The organism is Gordonia sp. NPDC003422 (genome assembly GCF_053588675.1).
On record NZ_JBSFQL010000024.1, the window covers coordinates 74,563 to 92,038 of the forward strand.

A 17,476-nucleotide genomic window follows, 5' to 3' on the forward strand; every position below is an offset into this window, starting at 1 on the left:
AATGGTGACACTTCCGTGATGCAACCGTGGTGATCGACGCGCCGGGCAGCTGTGGTGGTCTGCTCTATATGCTGCAGGTCGTGGGCGAGCTGATCGCGGTGGAGGGCCTCGACGGGGCGGGCAAGAACACGTTGGTGACCGGCCTGGTCGAGCACTGGCACTCGCGCGGAGCACGCGTCGCGCAGTTGACCTTCCCTCGGTACGGCCGTACCGCGACGGCCGACATCGCAGCCGAGGCGCTGCACGGCAAGCACGGCGACCTGCGCGACAGTGTGTACGCGATGGCTCTGCTGTTTGCTTTGGACCGTGCCGACGCTGCCGACGAGATCCGCTCTGCCCGAAGCGAATTCGACGTGGTGATCCTCGACCGCTACGTCGCGTCGAATGCCGCCTACAGTGCTGCCCGGCTCCATCAGGACGCCGATGGTGAGGTCGTCCACTGGGTCGCCGACCTCGAGTTCGGGCGGTTCGGATTACCGCTGCCCGACCGGCAGGTCCTGCTCGGGGTGCCCGCGGAGGTTGCGATGGCACGCGCCGAGTCCCGGGCCGACGCCGACGCGACTCGCGCACGCGATCACTACGAGCGCGACGCCGACCTCCAACGTCGGGTCGACGCGGTCTACCGCGGTCTGGCGAGCACGTCCTGGCGTTCGCCGTGGACCGAATTCGACGGTGGCGACATCTCGATCTTGGCACGACTTCTGCTACCCGAATGACCGTGCGGTGACGGCCCCCCGTCGCTTGGATAGCCTGGAAACAATGACTTCAGCGCAGGAGTACCCATGACGTTTCAGCCGCCGCCACCGGGTGGTCGCGCAGGGCCGCCTCCCGGTCCGCGTTCGCATCCGGTCGGGCCGCCGACCGGGGGTTTTCCAGGTCTGTCCGGCCCGGGTCCGCTGCAACCGCCGACGACCGGTCCGGCCGGCCAGTACGGTCCTGCGGCAACGCCTTACGGGCCGCCGGGACCGCCTGGACCCGGCCAGTTCGGTCCAGGTCCCGGCTATTCCCCACCGGGTCCCGGTCGGCCCCCGAACGGGGGCGGCAACGGGGGCACCATCGCGGCCATCGTGTGCGGCGTCATCGCGGTCCTCGCGATCGCCGGCCTGGTGGTGACGCTGATCGTCAAATCGAACTCATCGGGCGACGACACGCCTGCCGCGGCGTCGACGACGCAGACCACGTCGGACACCACGACAACCGATTCGCCCTATTCGACGTATTCGACGCCCGACTCCACGACCCCGCCCAGCGGCGGAGATCCGACCGAAGTCGCTGCGATTCAGGTCGCGATGCAGAACTATGTGACGGCCGGAAACGCCCGGGACCTCACGCGCATGAAGGCCGCCGTCTGCAGCCAGAACCGCAGCCAAGTGACGCTGCCCAGCAAGCCGGGCAACATCATCATCGAATCGCTGCTCGCGACCCAGATCGACGGCGACTTCGCGCAGACACGCATGCTCGTCCACGTCGAAGAGGGCACCCGGCGCACAGCGTCGGAACCGGCGAATGCCCGGCTGCTCAAGGAGAACAACCAATGGCTGTACTGCCCCGGAGCCGAGCCGTCGATCGGGACGTGAGGGCCGTCGGCTGAGTCTCCGCTCGTGGCGGCCACACCCTGTGTCGAATCGGGTCAACTGGGTGCTGCAGCACACAGATTCTCCAACAGGACACAGAGTGTCGGTAGCACCTCGCTGAGCCAACCGCGGATCGTGGTCATCCGGGTGTATCCGAAGCGGACGGGCCCGATCTCAGTCACCAGTCATCGCGTTCCCGCCGAACGTGACGCCAGGAGCACGCGGCCCACAAAAGTAGGGGGAGAAACTTCCTCCCCTACCCTCGGTGTCCTCCCCCAGAAATTCTCGCGGACGATTATGAAACCCGGGGAAGAAGTTCTTCCCCTAGATTTTGCGGGCACGACGCCATCGTGTTTCATCAGGTCGGAGCGCTGATCAGGCAGATCAGTAGCGGTAGTGCTCCGGCTTGTACGGTCCTTCGACGTCGACGTTGATGTACTCCGCCTGTTCCTTGGTGAGCTTGGTCAGCGTTCCGCCGAGAGCTTCGACGTGGATGCGCGCGACCTTCTCGTCGAGGTGCTTGGGCAGGCGGTAGACCTCGTTGTCGTACTCGTCGTTCTTGGTCCACAGTTCGATCTGCGCGATCACCTGGTTGGAGAAGCTGTTGCTCATCACGAACGACGGGTGGCCGGTCGCGTTACCCAGGTTGAGGAGTCGTCCCTCGCTGAGCACGATGATTGACTTGCCGTCCTCGAAGATCCACTGGTCGACCTGCGGCTTGATGTTGATCCGCTTGGCTCCCGAGCCCTCGAGGCCGGCCATGTCGATCTCGTTGTCGAAGTGGCCGATGTTGCCGAGGATGGCCTGGAACTTCATCTGGCGCATGTGCGCGAGGGTGATGATGCCCAGGTTGCCGGTGGAGGTGATGACGATGTCGGCGTCGCCGATCGCCTGCTCGACGGTCACGACGTCGAAGCCGTCCATGAGGGCCTGCAGCGCGTTGATCGGGTCGATCTCGGTGACCTGCACGCGCGCGCCCTGACCGGCCAGCGACTCCGCGCATCCCTTGCCGACGTCGCCGTAACCGCAGATCAGAACCTTCTTGCCGCCGATCAGCACGTCGGTGCCGCGGTTGATGCCGTCGATCAGGGAGTGGCGGGTGCCGTACTTGTTGTCGAACTTGCTCTTGGTGACCGAGTCGTTGACGTTGATCGCCGGGAACGACAAATCACCCGCGGCGGCAAACTGGTAGAGCCGCAGCACGCCGGTGGTGGTTTCCTCGGTGACACCCTTGACGGACTCGGCGATGGTCGTCCACTTGGACTTGTCGTTCTCGAAGCCCGTCCGGAGCAACTCGAGGAACACCTTGTACTCGGCGGAATGATCGTCCTCGGCGGGCGGAACAACCCCGGCCTTCTCGAACTCGGCGCCACGCAGGACCAGCATGGTCGCGTCACCACCGTCGTCGAGGATCATGTTGGCGGGCTCGTCGGGGTTGGGCCAGGTAAGCATCTGCTCGGCCGCCCACCAGTATTCCTCGAGCGTCTCACCCTTCCAGGCGAACACCGGGACGCCCTTGGGCTCGTCGGGGGTGCCGTGTGGCCCGATGACGACGGCCGCGGCGGCGTGATCCTGGGTGGAGAAGATGTTGCACGACGCCCAGCGCACCTCGGCGCCGAGCGCGACGAGCGTCTCGATCAGCACCGCGGTCTGGACCGTCATGTGCAGCGACCCCGAGATGCGGGCGCCCTTCAGCGGGGCGACGTCGGCGTACTCGCGGCGCAGCGACATCAGGCCGGGCATCTCGTGCTCGGCGAGTTCGATCTCCTTGCGGCCGAAGTCCGCGAGTGACAGGTCGGCCACCTTGTAGTCGATGCCGTTTCGGGTGTCGGCCTGCAGTGCGGAGCTCGTCATGTGTTCCCCTTGTCGTTCGCGTCGGAATGCTGCTCGGATGCAGCTCGAAAGGCGTTCGACTAGAGGCTATCGGACGGCGTCAGGCGACACCTGTGGCAGGTGTCACCACCGACGACCGACTCAGAGCTCGGCGCGACCCTCGGGGGCCACCTTCGCGTCGTCGAGGGGTGGGACCTCGCCGCGCTCACGCTTGCCGACCATCGAATGTCGTTGGCTGTACAGGAAGTACACGGCGACGCCGAGGACCATCCAGACCAGGAACCGAATCCAGGTCAGCGCCGACAGGTTCAGCATCAGCCAGATGCAGGCGATCACCGCGAGCACCGGGATCACCGGGCCACCGGGCACGCGGAATCCCCGCTCGAGATCGGGGCGAGTGCGCCGCAGGACCATCACGCCGATGGCGACCACGATGAACGCGAACAACGTTCCGACGTTGACCATCTCGTGCAGCTTGTCGATCGGCAGGAACCCGGCAACCAGGGCACATACGACGCCGATGAGGATCGTCAGACGAGCTGGGGTGCCGAACCGCGGATGGGTCTTCGACATCGCACGCGGCAGCAGCCCGTCGCGGCACATCGCGAACAGCACCCGGGACTGTCCGAGCATCAGCACCATCACGACGGTCGTCAGACCTGCCAGCGCACCGAAGGCTGTGACCTTCTCCGCCCACGTGATGCCCTCGACCTGGAACACGTCGGCGAGGTCGGCATCCTTGCCGGCCAATTCCTTGTAGCTGACCATGCCGGTCACCACGATCGTCACGAGCACGTAGAGGGCGGTGACGATGGCGAGCGAGCCGAGGATGCCGCGCGGCACATCCTTGCGCGGGTTGCGTGTTTCTTCTGCAGTTGTCGCAACGACGTCGAACCCGATGAAGGCGAAGAACACCAGCGACGCCGCCGCGAGGACGCCGTACCAGCCGTAGGAGGAGTCTCCGCCGCCACTGATCAGGGAGAACAGGGTCGAATCGACCGACTTGTGGGTTCCCTCGCCGGACTCGGCCGGCGGCACGAACGGCGTGAAGTTGTCGGCCTTGATGTGGAAGAAGCCGACGACGATGACGAGGAGGACCACGCCGACCTTGATGGCCGTGATCACGGCACTCACCACCGACGAGAGCCGTGTTCCGATCACGAGCAGGGTCGTGACAACGGCGATGATCAGGATCGCGCCCCAGTCGACCGTCACCGACCCGATGTCGAAGGAGGCCGACGACGCGGTGCTGTTGGTGGTGAAGGCGTTGACCACATACTGCGACCAGCCCTTGGCCACCACCGCAGCGCCCACCGCGAACTCGAGAATCAGGTCCCAGCCGAGGATCCAGGCGACGAACTCGCCGAGCGTCGCGTAGCCAAAGGTGTACGCGGAGCCGGCCACCGGCACCGTCGACGCGAATTCGGCGTAGCACAGCGCGGCGAACGCACAGGTGATCGCGGCGATGATGAAGGAGACCGAGATCGCCGGGCCGGCCTTGTCGGCGGCCGTCTGGACGGTGAGGGTGAAGATTCCGGCGCCGATCACCACCGATACGCCGAAGACGATCAGGTTCCACGCACTGAGGTTTTTCCGGAGTTTGTGTTCCGGCTCGTCGGTGTCGGCCATCGACTGCTCGACCGATTTGATGCGCGTCAACGGATTGGCCATGAACGATCCTCCCGTGAGTCAGAGCGGATGCAGCGTTCATTTACGCTAACCGAACGATCACCGGCGCCGCGCGGGAATCAGTGTTGCGCGCGTCCCGTTTCGGCCCACCCGGCAATCTCGGGTGGGCCGAAACGGGGTGATCGACTGGAGCTCAGACCAGGCCGCGGAAGCCCTGCCCGATGCTCGAGTCGGTTTCCGACATCACGCGACTCGCATTCGACACACCCGTCTTCAACGCCATCAGCTGGTCACGCGACGTGGTGAAGATGCGGTCGAAGTTCTGTTGCGCCTCGGTGTAGGCCTGCTTGGCGTCCGCCGAGTTCCAGTTGCCGTGCAGCGCAGCCACCTGGGTCTTGAGCTGACCGTTGAGGTCCTCGAGACGGTTGAAGGCGGCGAGCAGGCCGCTGCTGAGGTCGCCGAGCGAGGCGAAGTCATAGTTGATCTGTCCGGACATGGGAGTTCCTTTCGTGTCGGAATGGGAAGTGTCAGACCGAGACCGGGCCGCCGGCGAGACCGTTGGCCGCCGACGCGTCCTGGTCTTCGTAGCCGGCGAAGCCCTGGCTCAGTTGGGTGCGGATCTGGTCGAGCAGATTGTTGAGCGTGATCGCCGCGCGGTTCCAGTCGGTGTGCGTACCGTCGAAGGCCACCCCCGCCCGGCCCTGCCAGGTGGGCGTGGCGTTGCCCGCGTGCCGGGCGATGACGCCGATGGTTTCCTTCATGTCGTCGACGATGCTCGCGACCGACTGCGCGGTTGCCTGCGCGTCGGCCACGTTGAGGGCGACCCCCGGGCCCGCCGATCCGATTCCGGGAAGATTCAGCATGAGTTTTCCTCCTGTGTTTCGGCATCGTTCGGCGATGCCCCCGTTGGCGCCCACGTAGCGGACACCCCTGACCGTTCCCCGACCTGAATCATCATGGGAACCAACGACTGTCGGGCAGGGTCTCGATCAGCAGGCCAATCGCTTGCGTGATCCGATGCCCCGTACCCGGCGACAGCGTGGTCCACAGACGTCCGTCCAGGGACTTACTGGGGCTGGATACGATTCGACCCTTGCCGGTGTCGAAAACCGCTACCGCTCCAGAAGATTGGGAGAGCACACCAGCGTCGTGCGCGATCGCGACGATCTCGGCACGGGCTCGGCACGACGCTAACGCAGCCGAGATCATCATGGCGTCGGTCGGCGAGGCGCCGAGGGCGTGCAATGCATCAGTCATCTCGAGGCCCGTTCGGCATGAGCCCAAGCGATCAGTGAAATCGTCGGTCGGATGACTCAGTGCGCCAAAGGAACACGGAGCGCATTCGCCGAGTTCTCGCTGAAACAGCGGCCCGAGCGCATCGGCCTCGTGGAGGTCGACGAGACGAAGGTGGACATCGGTGCCGTCACGAACGGCCAGTGCGTGATGGTTACCGGCCCGCGCAAGGCACATGCGCCGGACACCGTCGTCGGTGAAGGTCCGGACTTCGATGGTCCGATCCGGCGTGGAGAGTACCCGCATCGCTGCGCCGAGCCAGGCCACCGGCTCGTCGTCCGCCCAGAGGCCGAGGTCGACGATCCGCGCGTCGAGATCGGCCGGCGACATTCTCGCCGGCTCGGGTTCGAGGACGCCGTCGACATCGAGTACCACGGGCCAGGTCTGCACGCCGTGTCGTTCGCCGAGGCGGCGCAGCACCGCGACATCGAGCGCGATTGCCGTCATGTCGGTTGTCGTCATGGTCAGCGCCCTCCGTCCGGACCGAGCAACAGGGTCTCGGCGGTGTACCGGGGATCGACCGATCCAGGTTTGACGACGTGCTGTGCGACGGCGTGGTCGGCGACCGCGATGTCGGCCCAGGTGGTTGGATTCTCCGATTCCGTTGCAACAACGCCCGATTCGCTGGATCCGGGAATCCCGGAGTCCACGACGCGGACCACCGTACGATCGCCGGCCGCGGCCGTGACCGGCGACGGTGCCATCGGCGGCGCTGCGGATGTCGGATGGGGTTGCGCGACCTGCGGTGCCGACAAGTCACGTGCCACGCCGGGAACCGGAGACTGCGGTTGGGCCAGAGTTGTCGGGATGTAAGCGAGCTTCTCCTGTTGCAGTGCAACAAATCCCGCGGGCAGCACGGACGGTGCTCCCGGTGACGCAACAGGTGATGGTGGAGTCTGGACCGCGGCGTTGGTGGTCACCCGCTGCGCGGCATGCTCGGCATCCAGTGGCGCGGCGGAGACCAGGTCGGGTGCCGGTGACGCCGAGTTCCAGGGCTTGGCGACGGGTTCGGTGGCCACCTCGTAGGCCTGCATCACCCGCGAGGCCCGCATGTGTTGATCGTGGGCGGCGCGCTCGATCTGCGCGGCAGCACCGGCGATCAACGGAACCACACTGTTTGCTGCCCTGGATATCTCGTGCATCTGTTGAACGAGCCCGATCTCGGCGATGGCCGGCATGTTCAGCCGGGCAACCGTGATCGCGGCTGCCTGCGCATGGGCGCGGGCCGCGTTGTATCCGGCCTCGACTGCAGTGTCGGCGAACCACGGCGCGAGTCGGGTCAATCGCTCGAAGGCCGCACTCGACTGCGCCGACTGCCAATGCACACCCAACCTCGCGAGCACGGCCGCGTACTCGGCGCCCGCTTCGCCCAGATCTGCCGACAACCTCGCCCAGGCGAGGCCGGCCTCTGCCAGTGGCCCCGGCCCAGGTCCGTCACCCAGATCGGAGACGAGTTGTTCGCTGTTTCGTGCGTCCCAGTCGACGCCGGTGAATCCGGTCACTGCTCCTCCTCTCTGGACATGAAATCGGTTGAATGACTTTGCTTTCGGAAGCCCTTCGAGGCTCGCTACGCTCGCACCTCAGGGAGCGGTATAAGCTCGCTCCGCTCGCACCTCAGGGAACGGCAGGGCGCGCTCCTCAGTGCGGCGCGAGTGGTGGAACCCGGAGCATGCTGGCAGCGTCATCGTCGCCCTGCGTGAACCCCGCGGCCTGCGCTCTCAGCACCGCGGCGATCTTGCGCAACTCGTGGACGCCCGACGCAGCGTCGGCCCCAAATGTCTCGGCGACGGTGGAGAAGCTGTCGGCAGCGGCGATCGACACCTCGTCACGCCCCTGGGGCGCGACCTGCAAGGTGTGTCCGGCCGAGGTCACCGAATGCTCCAGCCGTTCGGCGATGCGGTCGAGATCCGCAGCGGCGACGAGTAGTTCGGATGGATCTACGCGAAGTTGTGAGTCGGTCATGGGTGTCTCACTTCCGTGTTGTATCCGTGCTGGCTGGTCCCAGCCGGAGTTCGATGTCGGGTGCAGGATCTGGTTCGGGTGTCTCGTCGTGGCCGAGCACCGCGGGCACCACCTCGAGGTCGTCGCCGACGATCCGCTGTCCGTTGATCTCCGAGACCAGATAGTCGGCAATCGCGTGCTGATCGGCGGATGCGCCTGCCGTGCGCCCCATCCCGGCGGCACCCGCGCCCACCGGGGCAGCACCCATTGGCATCGCCTGCGCCGCGCCCGGACCTCGCACCGGGGTGGCCGCGACGTTGGCGCCGGGGCTTTCGACGGCTGCCGGCGTGATCGGCACGGTGGTCCGGGCATTGTTCAGCGCCGGCACCATGCCGAGGCCACCGAGCGCCGCACCAGTGACTCGCGCCCCGCCCTTGCCCACCGGATGCGGCATCGGGCCGCCCGGAGCGGGCTTGTCCTTCTTTGGCTGTTCACGATTGTTGTTCTGGTTGCGGTCCGGCTGGTTGATGGTGGTGATCATCTTGCCGACGGGTTTCGCCAGGGCCGAGGGTAATTCGACTGCCGTCGACAGCGCCGGGGAGACGACGTCGAGCACCGAACTGGCGATCGCGAACGGCGACGGACCGGCAGCCGGCTTGGGCGCGTTGGTCACCGGCACCTTGGTGCCGTTCACGGTCATCTTGCCGGTCGGTGCGAGCAGCGCCGCCCGGGTGGCGGCCACCGCGGCGGTGGCCTCGCCGAGGCCGAGATTGGCGAACCCCACCGCAAGTCCGATGCCGGCCGCGAAGGCGGGGCTCACGATCATCGGCACCACGGCGGCAATCTTGGCGACGGTCGCGGCGATGATCGCCTGCACCGCAGCCAGACCGTGGGCCACGATCGCGGCGGCGGCGTTGATATCGAAGGACATTCCGGTGCCCTGCGTCGCGAGTGCCGCACTGTTGGTCGACGCCTGCGCGGTCTTGGCACCGGCACCCAGCGACGACTGGCCAGCCCACAGTTTGTCGGCGAGGCCGAGTGCGCCCTTGCTCATCGTCATCGTTGTCTCGAGCACCTTCGACAAACTCTGGAAGATGGCCGATGGGTCGAAGCCTGCCTTCGAGAGATCACCGGTTCCGAAGCCGCCCAACAGATCTGTCATGGGTTTGATCAGCAGGTCGAGGTCGATGGTCGGCATCGGCGGGAGACCGGGCATCGGCGGCAGCGGCGGCAGCACCGGCAACGGCGGCAGACCGAGGCGGGTAAGGACGTCGGCGACGGGTGTGTCGAGGATGGGTCCGAGCGGCGTCGCGTCGACCATGTCCTGCACGGTCATGTGCATCATCGCCGGCACGTCGGGCAGACACGGCTGCGGCGTGTGGGGCATGTGGGCCGGTGTCACAGGGCGGACCTGATGACTGCGGCGTTGTTGCCGTCGGTCGTCTCGAAGGTGGCGAGACCGGCCGCGGTAGAGGCCGCCGTAGCCGCATGCACCGCCGCCAATTCGCCCACGGACGTGAGGTGATTCACCTGCGCGGCAATGAAAGCCGCCAGGAACTCCTGGCCGATCAGTCCGAACACCGGCACCATGATCGCGGTGTTGGCCGCCGCGTTGATGGAGCCGGCCGCACCCACCGCCGTCGCCATCGCGACATTGGTCCCGGTGAACGCCTCGAGCACCTCTGGTGTCACGCGCACATCGGTCATGACAACCCCCTTAGTAGTGATGTCGGATGGATCGTGTTGTGGAACAGCGGCAATCAGGTCGCCGGCCGTGACGCCAGCAGGTCGGCGAAGGCTTCGTTGAACTCGTCAGTGGCCGCCGCCCGCTGAGCGAAGGCGCGCTGCGCAGCCATGGCCGCGGTGGCGACGATCTGCTCGCCGAGCCGAGTGGCACCCAGTTCGTTGGCACCCGACGCCAACCAGAGTCCGGTCAGCGCACCGTTCGCGTCGACCTCCGCCGTCACGAGATCGTCGGGCGACGTCGCCCGCACCGCAATCGACCCCAGCTTCTCGCTGAACTCGTGCAGCCCGTTCAACTGCGCCTGCGCGCGGGCTTCGAGTTCGTCCATCGCCCAGCTCATCTCGACACCCCCGTCATCCGCGCCGGAGCCACGAGACAGGCTCATCGGCGTCGGAGTCGTCCTGGTACTCGGCACGTGCCACGTCGTCGGCCTTCGGCAGTTTCATCTCGTCGACGAGCTCGGCGGCCATCCCGTCGGCCAGCAGATCGGCGCGCAGCCGCACACCTGCGGACATCGCGGCCTGACGACAGAGACGCAAGATCTCGCCGGCGAGCACGGATGGCTCCTTGTCAAGCATCGACGGTTCGATCCGCACCGACAGCGGCAGACCCTGATAGGTGGTGACCACCGACAGCGATCCCGACCGCGACCGTGCCTGCGCCGGCTGATGCAATGCCGCCCACGCCCCGTGGTCTGCCGGCGGGAGTTCCTCACCCCCACCAGAAGCCGCTGCATGATCACCGATCGAATCGCGGTGGATGGACTCGCTGAATGTCGTCACGATCGCCCCCTTCTGATTCTTTAGACGCAGCGTCGGGGATTTCGGATCCATGGATTCTTGGTCGATGCCCCCGCACTGGCCGACCTGCAGAGATGCCGACCCGGTCAGCACTGACCGAATGCTTGAAAAGATCCTGCCACAGGTCCGTGACTGCGCCCACACTTTGTGCACAGCTCGTTCGGCGTCCCACCGGCCCGACCGGCCGCCCTCGCTTTGGGTACACTCCGGCCTGTGCCGTCAACAACCAGGCGTTTACGAGACTGAACGCCGACGGCACTGGTGCCGCCACAGGCCCTGCAGCCGCCGACACCGCGTCGGGGGAACGATCCACCAGGGGGACTGCCGACAATGACAGCTGAGCAACCGACCAACGATCCGGCAACACAATCAGACGCAGCGGGACATCCGGTCACCCCGCCGTGGTTGCAGTTCGCGCCCCAACCCCCGGCAGATGGCCAGCGACCCACCGAGGGCACACCGACAGGACATACCACCGGACCGACGCACGCCGCGGAGCATCACCCCGCGCCGGGACGTCCCGAGCACCCCGTGTTCGATCCACCGCCGCCCGGGCCATACCCGGGTCCGCCGGCAGGACCATACGGTCCACCCGCGGGTTCGGGTCCCACGCCGACGCCACCTCCCCCCGCACCCGGCGCACCCTATGGGCCCCAGTACGGTCCGCCGGCAGGCTATCCGCCCCAACAGTTCCCGGGACAACAGTTCCCCGGACAGCCTGGTCCGGCCGGACCTGCGCTCGATGACGTGGCGCTGCTGCGGAAGGCGCGTCGGGCCCCAAGCCGTGGCTGGCGCCGAGCCGTCCATACTCTTTCGGCGGGCACGATCAATCCCGGTGAGTCGCAGGGCGATATCGAGTACCAGCAGCTTCTCGACCGGGTACGACGACCCGTCCGCGGCGACTACCGCATCGCGGTGCTGTCACTCAAGGGCGGTGTCGGAAAGACCACCACCACCGTCGGGCTCGGGTCGACCTTCGCGTCGTTGCGCGGCGACCGGGTGATCGCCGTCGACGCCAATCCCGACCTGGGCACGCTCGCACAGCGCATCCCGCAGCAGACCCGCTCCACCGTGCGCGACCTGCTCGCCGACGACAACGTCTACCGATACTCGGACGTCCGCGCGCACACCTCGCAAGCGCCGAGCCGATTGGAAGTCCTTGCTTCCGAACGTGATCCGGCGATGGCCGAGGCGTTCAACGAGGACGAGTACCGCGGCGTGGTGACCATCTTGCAGCGGTTCTACAACATCATCATCACCGATTGCGGTACGGGACTGAGCCATTCGGCGATGAACGGAGTCCTCGATCTGGCCAACGCGCTGATCCTGGTGAGCTCACCCGCGCTCGACGGTGCGCGCAGCGCCGGCGCGACCCTCGACTGGCTCGAGGCCCACGGCTACGGGCACCTCGTATCGCGGGCTGTGGTGGTACTCAGCTCGTCCCGACCCGGCGCATCGACCATCGACACCAACCAGCTCGCCCAGCACTTCCTCACCAGATGTCGTGCAGTGCAGCAGATTCCGTTCGACGACCATCTCTCCGAGGGCGCCGACGTCGACCTGGAACTGATGAGCAAACCCGCCCGGCGCGCCTTCGTCGAACTCGCCGCCAGCATGGCCGACGAATTCGCCGACGCCCCGGTCCGACGCGAGGACCCGTTCCTCGCCTGAGCTCTCACTGCTGTCTAAGGTCGGCCCCTCCGCTTCTCAGCTGAGGTGCGAGGAGCGCAAGCGACTACCCACCGCTGCCTGAGGTGCGAGGAGCGCAAGCGACGAGCCTCGAAGACCTGGCGACGCCACCTCAACAAGCCCCCTCGGGTGGCAACCAAAACGGTCGCCGCGACGTGCCTCCGAGGGCATTATGCCCTCGGATACGCGTGAGGCGGACCGTTCCGGACAGCGTCGAAGGGGGCACTCGGATCAGTATGATTCTAGGTTCGGATTCCGGACATAAAATCATACTGATCGACGTCGCAGCGCCTCGACGGCCCGGTCGCCGTCGCTGGTTATTAACCCAATTGGTCTGTCTCACGAGCCCTTCGAGGCTCGCTTCGCTCGCACCTCAGGGAGCGGAGGTGGGCTCACGAAGCGGAGCTGGGCTCACGGCGGAATCGCCCCGGCGAGCCCCGACGAACTCAGCTACCCGGTCCGCGAGGTGCGTTCGGGCTCCCTTGCGGCCCTTGCAATGCCTTGGGGAGCTGCAAGGTCGGCAGCGGCCCCAGGTCGGGTGCGGGGCCCATCGGGATTCGACCACCACCGGGCAGCGGGATCTCCGGAACCCACGGCCGCGGTGCCGGAATGCCGGCGCGGGTGACCGTGGCGTGCATCAGGTAGACGTTGTAGCTCGTCCACTGCGACATCGTGAAGTACAGGTCGTTGCCCTTCGACCACGGGTGAATGCTCGCACCGTAGATCGACGGATAGTTAGTCGCCGACGCCACCACTCGCGGCGCCGTCCACGGCCCCTGCGGATTTGCCGCCTGGCGCAATACGATTCCGTTGCTGAAGACGTCGGTCGACAGCATCAGCCAGCGTCGCAGGGACGGACTCCACTGCACCGACACCTCGCCGACGCCACCGGAGGCCACCGGCCGCGGCTCGGCGGTGAGGCCACGTCCCCAGTAGGTGCCCATCCAGTACTGGTAGGCCGCCTTGTTGAGGATCTGGTTGGCCGGAACACGCGCCACGTACACACCGCCGACACGGCCCTGCTCGGTGCCGAACATGTAGACCATGTTGCCGCGCTTGGTAAGTGCGGGCATCTGGAAGTTGCGGGCGGGTCCGGCGTTGGTCCAGAACGCGCTGCCCGACTTGCGCCAGGTCACGCCGTTGTCGTCGGACACGGCGATACCCGAGTAGTTCGACGTCCACGACCCGGGAGCCGGACCATACTGGCGCACAGACGCATACGAGAGGTACTGGCGCCCGCCGACGGAGATGCCCGACGTCGGGAGAGTGGTGATCTCGCTGCCGTTGATCCGGCGGGCCGGGATCACCTCACGCGCCCGGCCGGCCTGGCCAGTGAGGAAGTCGCTGTAGGAGAACTGCCGCAGATTGGTGGTGTTGCTGTACGCCAATGTGTTGACGCGCCAGTCAAACCCGGTGGGCGCCTTGGTCCCGGTGTCACCGGCGAACCCGGAGCCCTGCTTGCCACCCTGCCGCAGATTGACGTAAGGCAGTGCGGGGAACGGGATCTGGGCCGGCATGATCGGGACGTTCAGGCCCGCGCCGCTCACGTACGGCGGCTGATCGCTGCGCTCACCCTGCGGACGCGGGCGCCCGAAGGTGTCGCCGAACACCGTGATGACCTGGCCCTGACCGTTGTCCCACATCACCGCGTTGCCGGCACCGGCAACGCCCCACTTGGTGTCGGTGTGGTCCACCGACTGCGCGCCCGTCAGCTTGGCGACGAACGCGTTCGTGATGCCGTTCTTGGTGACGGGCTGGCCCGCGCCACGCTGTTGCCCAACGCGATTCGGGTTCGGCGTCGGATACAGGTCGGGGCCTTGTGGCGCATTCGGGACGTTGGGGTTGATGATGACCGGTGCTTGCGGCGTCGTCGGTGTGCCGTTCGGAGACGGCTGGGCGCGCGGAAGTTCCGGCACGGCGGGCGCAGGCGGCACGATCATGCCGACCGGGTTCACGTTGGGAACCGACAGCTGTGGCTGCGCATTGAGATTGACCGGCTGTTCCTTGGTGGCACCGTTGCTGCTGGACGAGCAGGCGCTCAATACAGTCACGGAGACCACGCCGAGCGCGATCACGGCCAGCGCAGGCCGAGAATTGATGACTCGCGACGGTTTCACGTCAGACTCCCCCATTCGGATTGACCACACCCGCGACCTTCCGTCGACTCATCGGCCGAAAACCGATGCGCGCTCATGGACACGCTCGACAAAGCCTGGCGTCGAGTTGAACTGCCCCACCGCACGAGCCCAGCCGTCGGGCTGTCGGAGGTCGCCGCCGGCAGCACAGAGCAGGCGGGCCGCCGAGAGCGTCGCGTCGTCCATGTTGTCGGGGTCGGCCTTGCCGTCATCGTCGGCGTCGGTGGCGAACTGCTCCCACCGGCTGGGCATCATCTGCATCGGGCCCATGGTCCGGTCGACGACCTCACTGCCGTCGAAGCGACCGGCGTCGGTGTCCGGAACCGGTTTGGCACCAGCCGGATTCGCCTGGTCCAGACCGCGCAGGTAGGGCCGCGCAACCCCATCGGATTCGACGACGGCGCCGTCTGCGGTCGCATTGGAACTCGACACATCGCCGATCGCGGCGAGCGTCGACCAGCCGATTCCGCAGGCTGGGAGCGCCTTGTCCATGGCCGCCGCGGCGTACGCGTAGGAGCGGAGTGCCCGTTCCGGGATGCCGTACGGGCCGCTGTGTAGCTGCGACCATTCCTTCAACTGCATCGACGGGACTTGCCGTTCGGCCTGGTCGTCGTCTTTGTCCAATCGCGACGAACATGACGTGATCAAGGCAAGAACCATTACGGTCCCCACCACGAACAGCCAGCGACGACGCGCTCCCCCACCACCCTGCACGCGATGCACGCTACCGGATCGTGACCAAGAGACAAATCGACGGGGTCCGCCGAACGACCAGGACATATGCGGTGTTTCGGCCCCAAATCACGCCCGCGAGTGAGAAGGGTCACATTTTGCCGCCGACGTTCTACTCTGACCTGCGCAGGAACGAAACGAGTTGCCTCACAGGCTCCTTGGCCTCGTCCCATCGGTCGGCCTCGATCCAGAGTTCCGACCATTCGGTGGCCTCGTCGAGCACCCGCTCGGCGACGGTCACCGCTCGCGATCGCAGCGAGTCAGAGACCTCGAACGGCGCCTCATCGAGTGTCTGCGGTCCGTACGACTCGTCCGGCTCGGGCCCGCCCGGCATCAGTGCTGCAACGGTCGCCACCGCCGCCAATGCCGCCGAGCAGACGTCGATCTCCAGTTCGTCCGGGTCGTCGGCGTCGGTCACCGCATCGAACGCGGCCTGCACCACCGACAACCGTTCATCCGGGTCGGCCTCGTCGAACTCGACGACCCAGTCGGCCGCGTCGTCGTTGTCGAAGATCCCCGATCCCCATGCGCCCACTACCAACTCCTCTGAGAGATACCGCTAACGAAAATCTGCGACGGCAGACCCCCCTGGGTCCTCGAGCACATCGAACTGTGCGCCGACCGTGCGGCACCACTGTGCAACAGCATCGAGGCCTGCGCCAGGTGGCGAGTACAGGAACAGGGTCCGGGCACCGCCCTGCGTCATCGTCGCAACCAGCTCGACGTCGCCTTGCAGCGAATCGCCCAGTGTCTCCTCGTCGGCGGTCAACCGCTCGTGCTCGCCGTCCACGGGGAGCCCGTCCGCTCGTGCCCGAAACTCCCTGCGCACCACGACCGCCTGCGTCGCCAAGGGCGCGGACAACCATTGCAGCGGGCGACGCACCGACACCAGGACCGGGCCGTCCGGCGTCTCGGCAGACAGCATGGCCCACTCGTCTGTCGGGGCTCGCACAGCCAACGCCGTGACCACCGCCCGGAGATCCGCCACATCGACGAGATCGTTCGTCGGGCTGGTCAGCACGCCGATCGGCCCGATCCACTGACCGACCCAATCCTCGCCGAGCACCCAATCCAGCACGAGGAAGGCGATCTGCGTCGCCTCCTCGTCGGGCAGCTTCGCGAACACCGGGTGAAAGACCCCGACACTCACCCACCAGTGCTCCTCGTCGACGAACAACTGGAAGCGCGTGTCGGCGACATCGACCGCGACGCCACCGAACTGCGCGCGAATGTTCTCGATGTCGGCTTCGGGGAGCCGCGCCGGCGCATATACGAATTGGTCGTCGGCGGGACTCGCATCCGCCCAGCGCTGGGTGACGGCCCGCAATCGCGGGTCGCCGCCACCGCTGACGACGAACTGGTGCCGACCGGCCCCGTCGGTGCCGAACTCCCATGCCAGAGCGGGATCGATGGCCTCGACGGCCGCGCTCACGGTCGCAGCCAGTGCTTCCCCGTCCCGTGCAACCAACCCGGCCACGACGGCCCGACGCCCAGCGTCGGCCCACCACCGCCAGAATCGTCCGATCGCAACATCTTCCTCGCGCATGCATCAACAGTATCGGCGATACCGACACCTTCGACGCGGCGCTCCACAGCCTCGGTCGGAGTTACCAGGAACAGCTGGTCGTGCAGTGCCACCGTCTGCGGTGGTCGTAGTCCAAAGAAGGTGAGTAGATCCCATCTCTCAAGGAACTAGTGTCGCGTGTCGTAAGTTCTTAAACGCTTTCCGGGCTGGGAGGATGAGTTATGGCGAATTCCCCGGCCCCGGCATTGACCCTTCGTGATGGCGATGATGTTGAACTCGAACGCATCTTGCGGTCGACAACGGCGCCGGCGGGTGTGGTGAAGCGAGTTCGTATCGTGGCGTTGGCCGCCGAGGGGGTGGCGAACACGCGGATTCAGGAGTTGACGGGCGCATCGAGCGCGACAGTGGTGAAGTGGCGTAGCCGATATCTGCGTGAGGGACTGGCCGGACTGGTCGACGCCGAGCGTTCCGGTCGCCCCCGGCGAGTCGATCACGCCGCGATCGTGGCCGCCACCTTGGAGGCGCCGCCAAAGAAGTACGGAGTCACACACTGGTCGTCGCGGTTGTTGGCTTCTCACTTG

The 17,476-nt window shown here is 66.5% G+C and carries 19 protein-coding genes; 4 read left to right on the forward strand and 15 right to left on the reverse strand.

Annotated elements, in window-relative coordinates; translation table 11 throughout:
• The first annotated feature begins 80 nt into the window (after positions 1–80).
• Together ACWDTF_RS19170 and ACWDTF_RS19175 are read left to right on the forward strand one after the other, a co-directional pair.
• The gene (locus ACWDTF_RS19170) at positions 81–716 is read left to right on the forward strand and encodes a dTMP kinase (RefSeq protein WP_240856739.1); all 636 of its coding nucleotides are present in this window, start codon (positions 81–83) and stop codon (positions 714–716) included.
• A 66-nt stretch (positions 717–782) separates the two neighbouring features.
• Positions 783–1,577: a hypothetical protein gene (locus ACWDTF_RS19175; RefSeq protein WP_240856738.1), complete on the forward strand. Its 795-nt coding sequence runs from the start codon at positions 783–785 to the stop codon at positions 1,575–1,577.
• A gap of 381 nt (positions 1,578–1,958) precedes the next feature.
• Here ACWDTF_RS19175 and ahcY read toward each other — a convergent pair whose 3' ends face one another.
• From ahcY to ACWDTF_RS19230, 11 genes are all read right to left on the reverse strand, one after another.
• On the reverse strand, positions 1,959–3,428 hold the full coding sequence (gene ahcY, locus ACWDTF_RS19180) for an adenosylhomocysteinase (protein WP_240856737.1): 1,470 nt from the start codon (positions 3,426–3,428) through the stop codon (positions 1,959–1,961).
• A gap of 120 nt (positions 3,429–3,548) precedes the next feature.
• Complete coding sequence (locus tag ACWDTF_RS19185; protein ID WP_240856736.1) at positions 3,549–5,078, reverse strand: amino acid permease; 1,530 nt, start codon at positions 5,076–5,078, stop codon at positions 3,549–3,551.
• A 151-nt stretch (positions 5,079–5,229) separates the two neighbouring features.
• On the reverse strand, positions 5,230–5,532 hold the full coding sequence (locus ACWDTF_RS19190) for a WXG100 family type VII secretion target (RefSeq protein WP_240856735.1): 303 nt from the start codon (positions 5,530–5,532) through the stop codon (positions 5,230–5,232).
• A gap of 31 nt (positions 5,533–5,563) precedes the next feature.
• Positions 5,564–5,899: a WXG100 family type VII secretion target gene (locus tag ACWDTF_RS19195; protein ID WP_355278837.1), complete on the reverse strand. Its 336-nt coding sequence runs from the start codon at positions 5,897–5,899 to the stop codon at positions 5,564–5,566.
• 91 nt (positions 5,900–5,990) lie between these two features.
• Positions 5,991–6,791, reverse strand: a complete 801-nt coding sequence (locus ACWDTF_RS19200) for an ESX secretion-associated protein EspG (protein ID WP_449754888.1) — start codon at positions 6,789–6,791, stop codon at positions 5,991–5,993.
• A gap of 2 nt (positions 6,792–6,793) precedes the next feature.
• Complete coding sequence (locus ACWDTF_RS19205; protein WP_449754889.1) at positions 6,794–7,831, reverse strand: PPE domain-containing protein; 1,038 nt, start codon at positions 7,829–7,831, stop codon at positions 6,794–6,796.
• Between the two features lie 136 nt (positions 7,832–7,967).
• Positions 7,968–8,291, reverse strand: coding sequence for a PE family protein (locus tag ACWDTF_RS19210; RefSeq protein ID WP_355278843.1), 324 nt, complete (start codon positions 8,289–8,291; stop codon positions 7,968–7,970).
• A 7-nt stretch (positions 8,292–8,298) separates the two neighbouring features.
• The gene (locus ACWDTF_RS19215; RefSeq protein ID WP_355278846.1) at positions 8,299–9,657 is read right to left on the reverse strand and encodes a hypothetical protein; all 1,359 of its coding nucleotides are present in this window, start codon (positions 9,655–9,657) and stop codon (positions 8,299–8,301) included.
• 11 nt (positions 9,658–9,668) lie between these two features.
• Positions 9,669–9,977, reverse strand: a complete 309-nt coding sequence (locus ACWDTF_RS19220) for a type VII secretion target (protein WP_240856729.1) — start codon at positions 9,975–9,977, stop codon at positions 9,669–9,671.
• Positions 9,978–10,030: 53 nt separating this feature from the next.
• Positions 10,031–10,354 carry a YbaB/EbfC family nucleoid-associated protein gene (locus ACWDTF_RS19225; RefSeq protein ID WP_240856728.1) on the reverse strand — a complete coding sequence of 108 codons (324 nt, stop codon included), beginning with the start codon at positions 10,352–10,354 and terminating at the stop codon, positions 10,031–10,033.
• A gap of 13 nt (positions 10,355–10,367) precedes the next feature.
• A complete protein-coding gene (locus ACWDTF_RS19230) occupies positions 10,368–10,796 on the reverse strand; it encodes a hypothetical protein (protein ID WP_240856727.1) in 429 nt (142 codons plus the stop codon).
• Between the two features lie 348 nt (positions 10,797–11,144).
• Here ACWDTF_RS19230 and ACWDTF_RS19235 point away from each other — a divergent pair, with 348 nt between their 5' ends.
• Positions 11,145–12,485, forward strand: coding sequence for a MinD/ParA family ATP-binding protein (locus ACWDTF_RS19235; protein WP_449754890.1), 1,341 nt, complete (start codon positions 11,145–11,147; stop codon positions 12,483–12,485).
• 464 nt (positions 12,486–12,949) lie between these two features.
• Here the strand turns inward: ACWDTF_RS19235 and ACWDTF_RS19240 are convergent, their stop codons facing one another.
• The 4 genes from ACWDTF_RS19240 to ACWDTF_RS19255 all read right to left on the reverse strand — a co-directional run bounded on the left by ACWDTF_RS19240 (position 12,950) and on the right by ACWDTF_RS19255 (position 16,916).
• Positions 12,950–14,620: a DUF4185 domain-containing protein gene (locus ACWDTF_RS19240; RefSeq protein WP_449754891.1), complete on the reverse strand. Its 1,671-nt coding sequence runs from the start codon at positions 14,618–14,620 to the stop codon at positions 12,950–12,952.
• A 48-nt stretch (positions 14,621–14,668) separates the two neighbouring features.
• Complete coding sequence (locus ACWDTF_RS19245) at positions 14,669–15,361, reverse strand: lytic murein transglycosylase (RefSeq protein ID WP_449754892.1); 693 nt, start codon at positions 15,359–15,361, stop codon at positions 14,669–14,671.
• A gap of 121 nt (positions 15,362–15,482) precedes the next feature.
• Positions 15,483–15,905, reverse strand: a complete 423-nt coding sequence (locus tag ACWDTF_RS19250; protein WP_240856723.1) for a DUF4259 domain-containing protein — start codon at positions 15,903–15,905, stop codon at positions 15,483–15,485.
• 24 nt (positions 15,906–15,929) lie between these two features.
• On the reverse strand, positions 15,930–16,916 hold the full coding sequence (locus ACWDTF_RS19255; RefSeq protein ID WP_355278855.1) for a hypothetical protein: 987 nt from the start codon (positions 16,914–16,916) through the stop codon (positions 15,930–15,932).
• A 200-nt stretch (positions 16,917–17,116) separates the two neighbouring features.
• On the opposite strand from ACWDTF_RS19255, the gene ACWDTF_RS19260 reads away from it, so the two are divergent.
• The coding region (locus ACWDTF_RS19260; RefSeq protein ID WP_449754893.1) for a helix-turn-helix domain-containing protein at positions 17,117–17,476 on the forward strand (360 nt) is incomplete at its 3' end.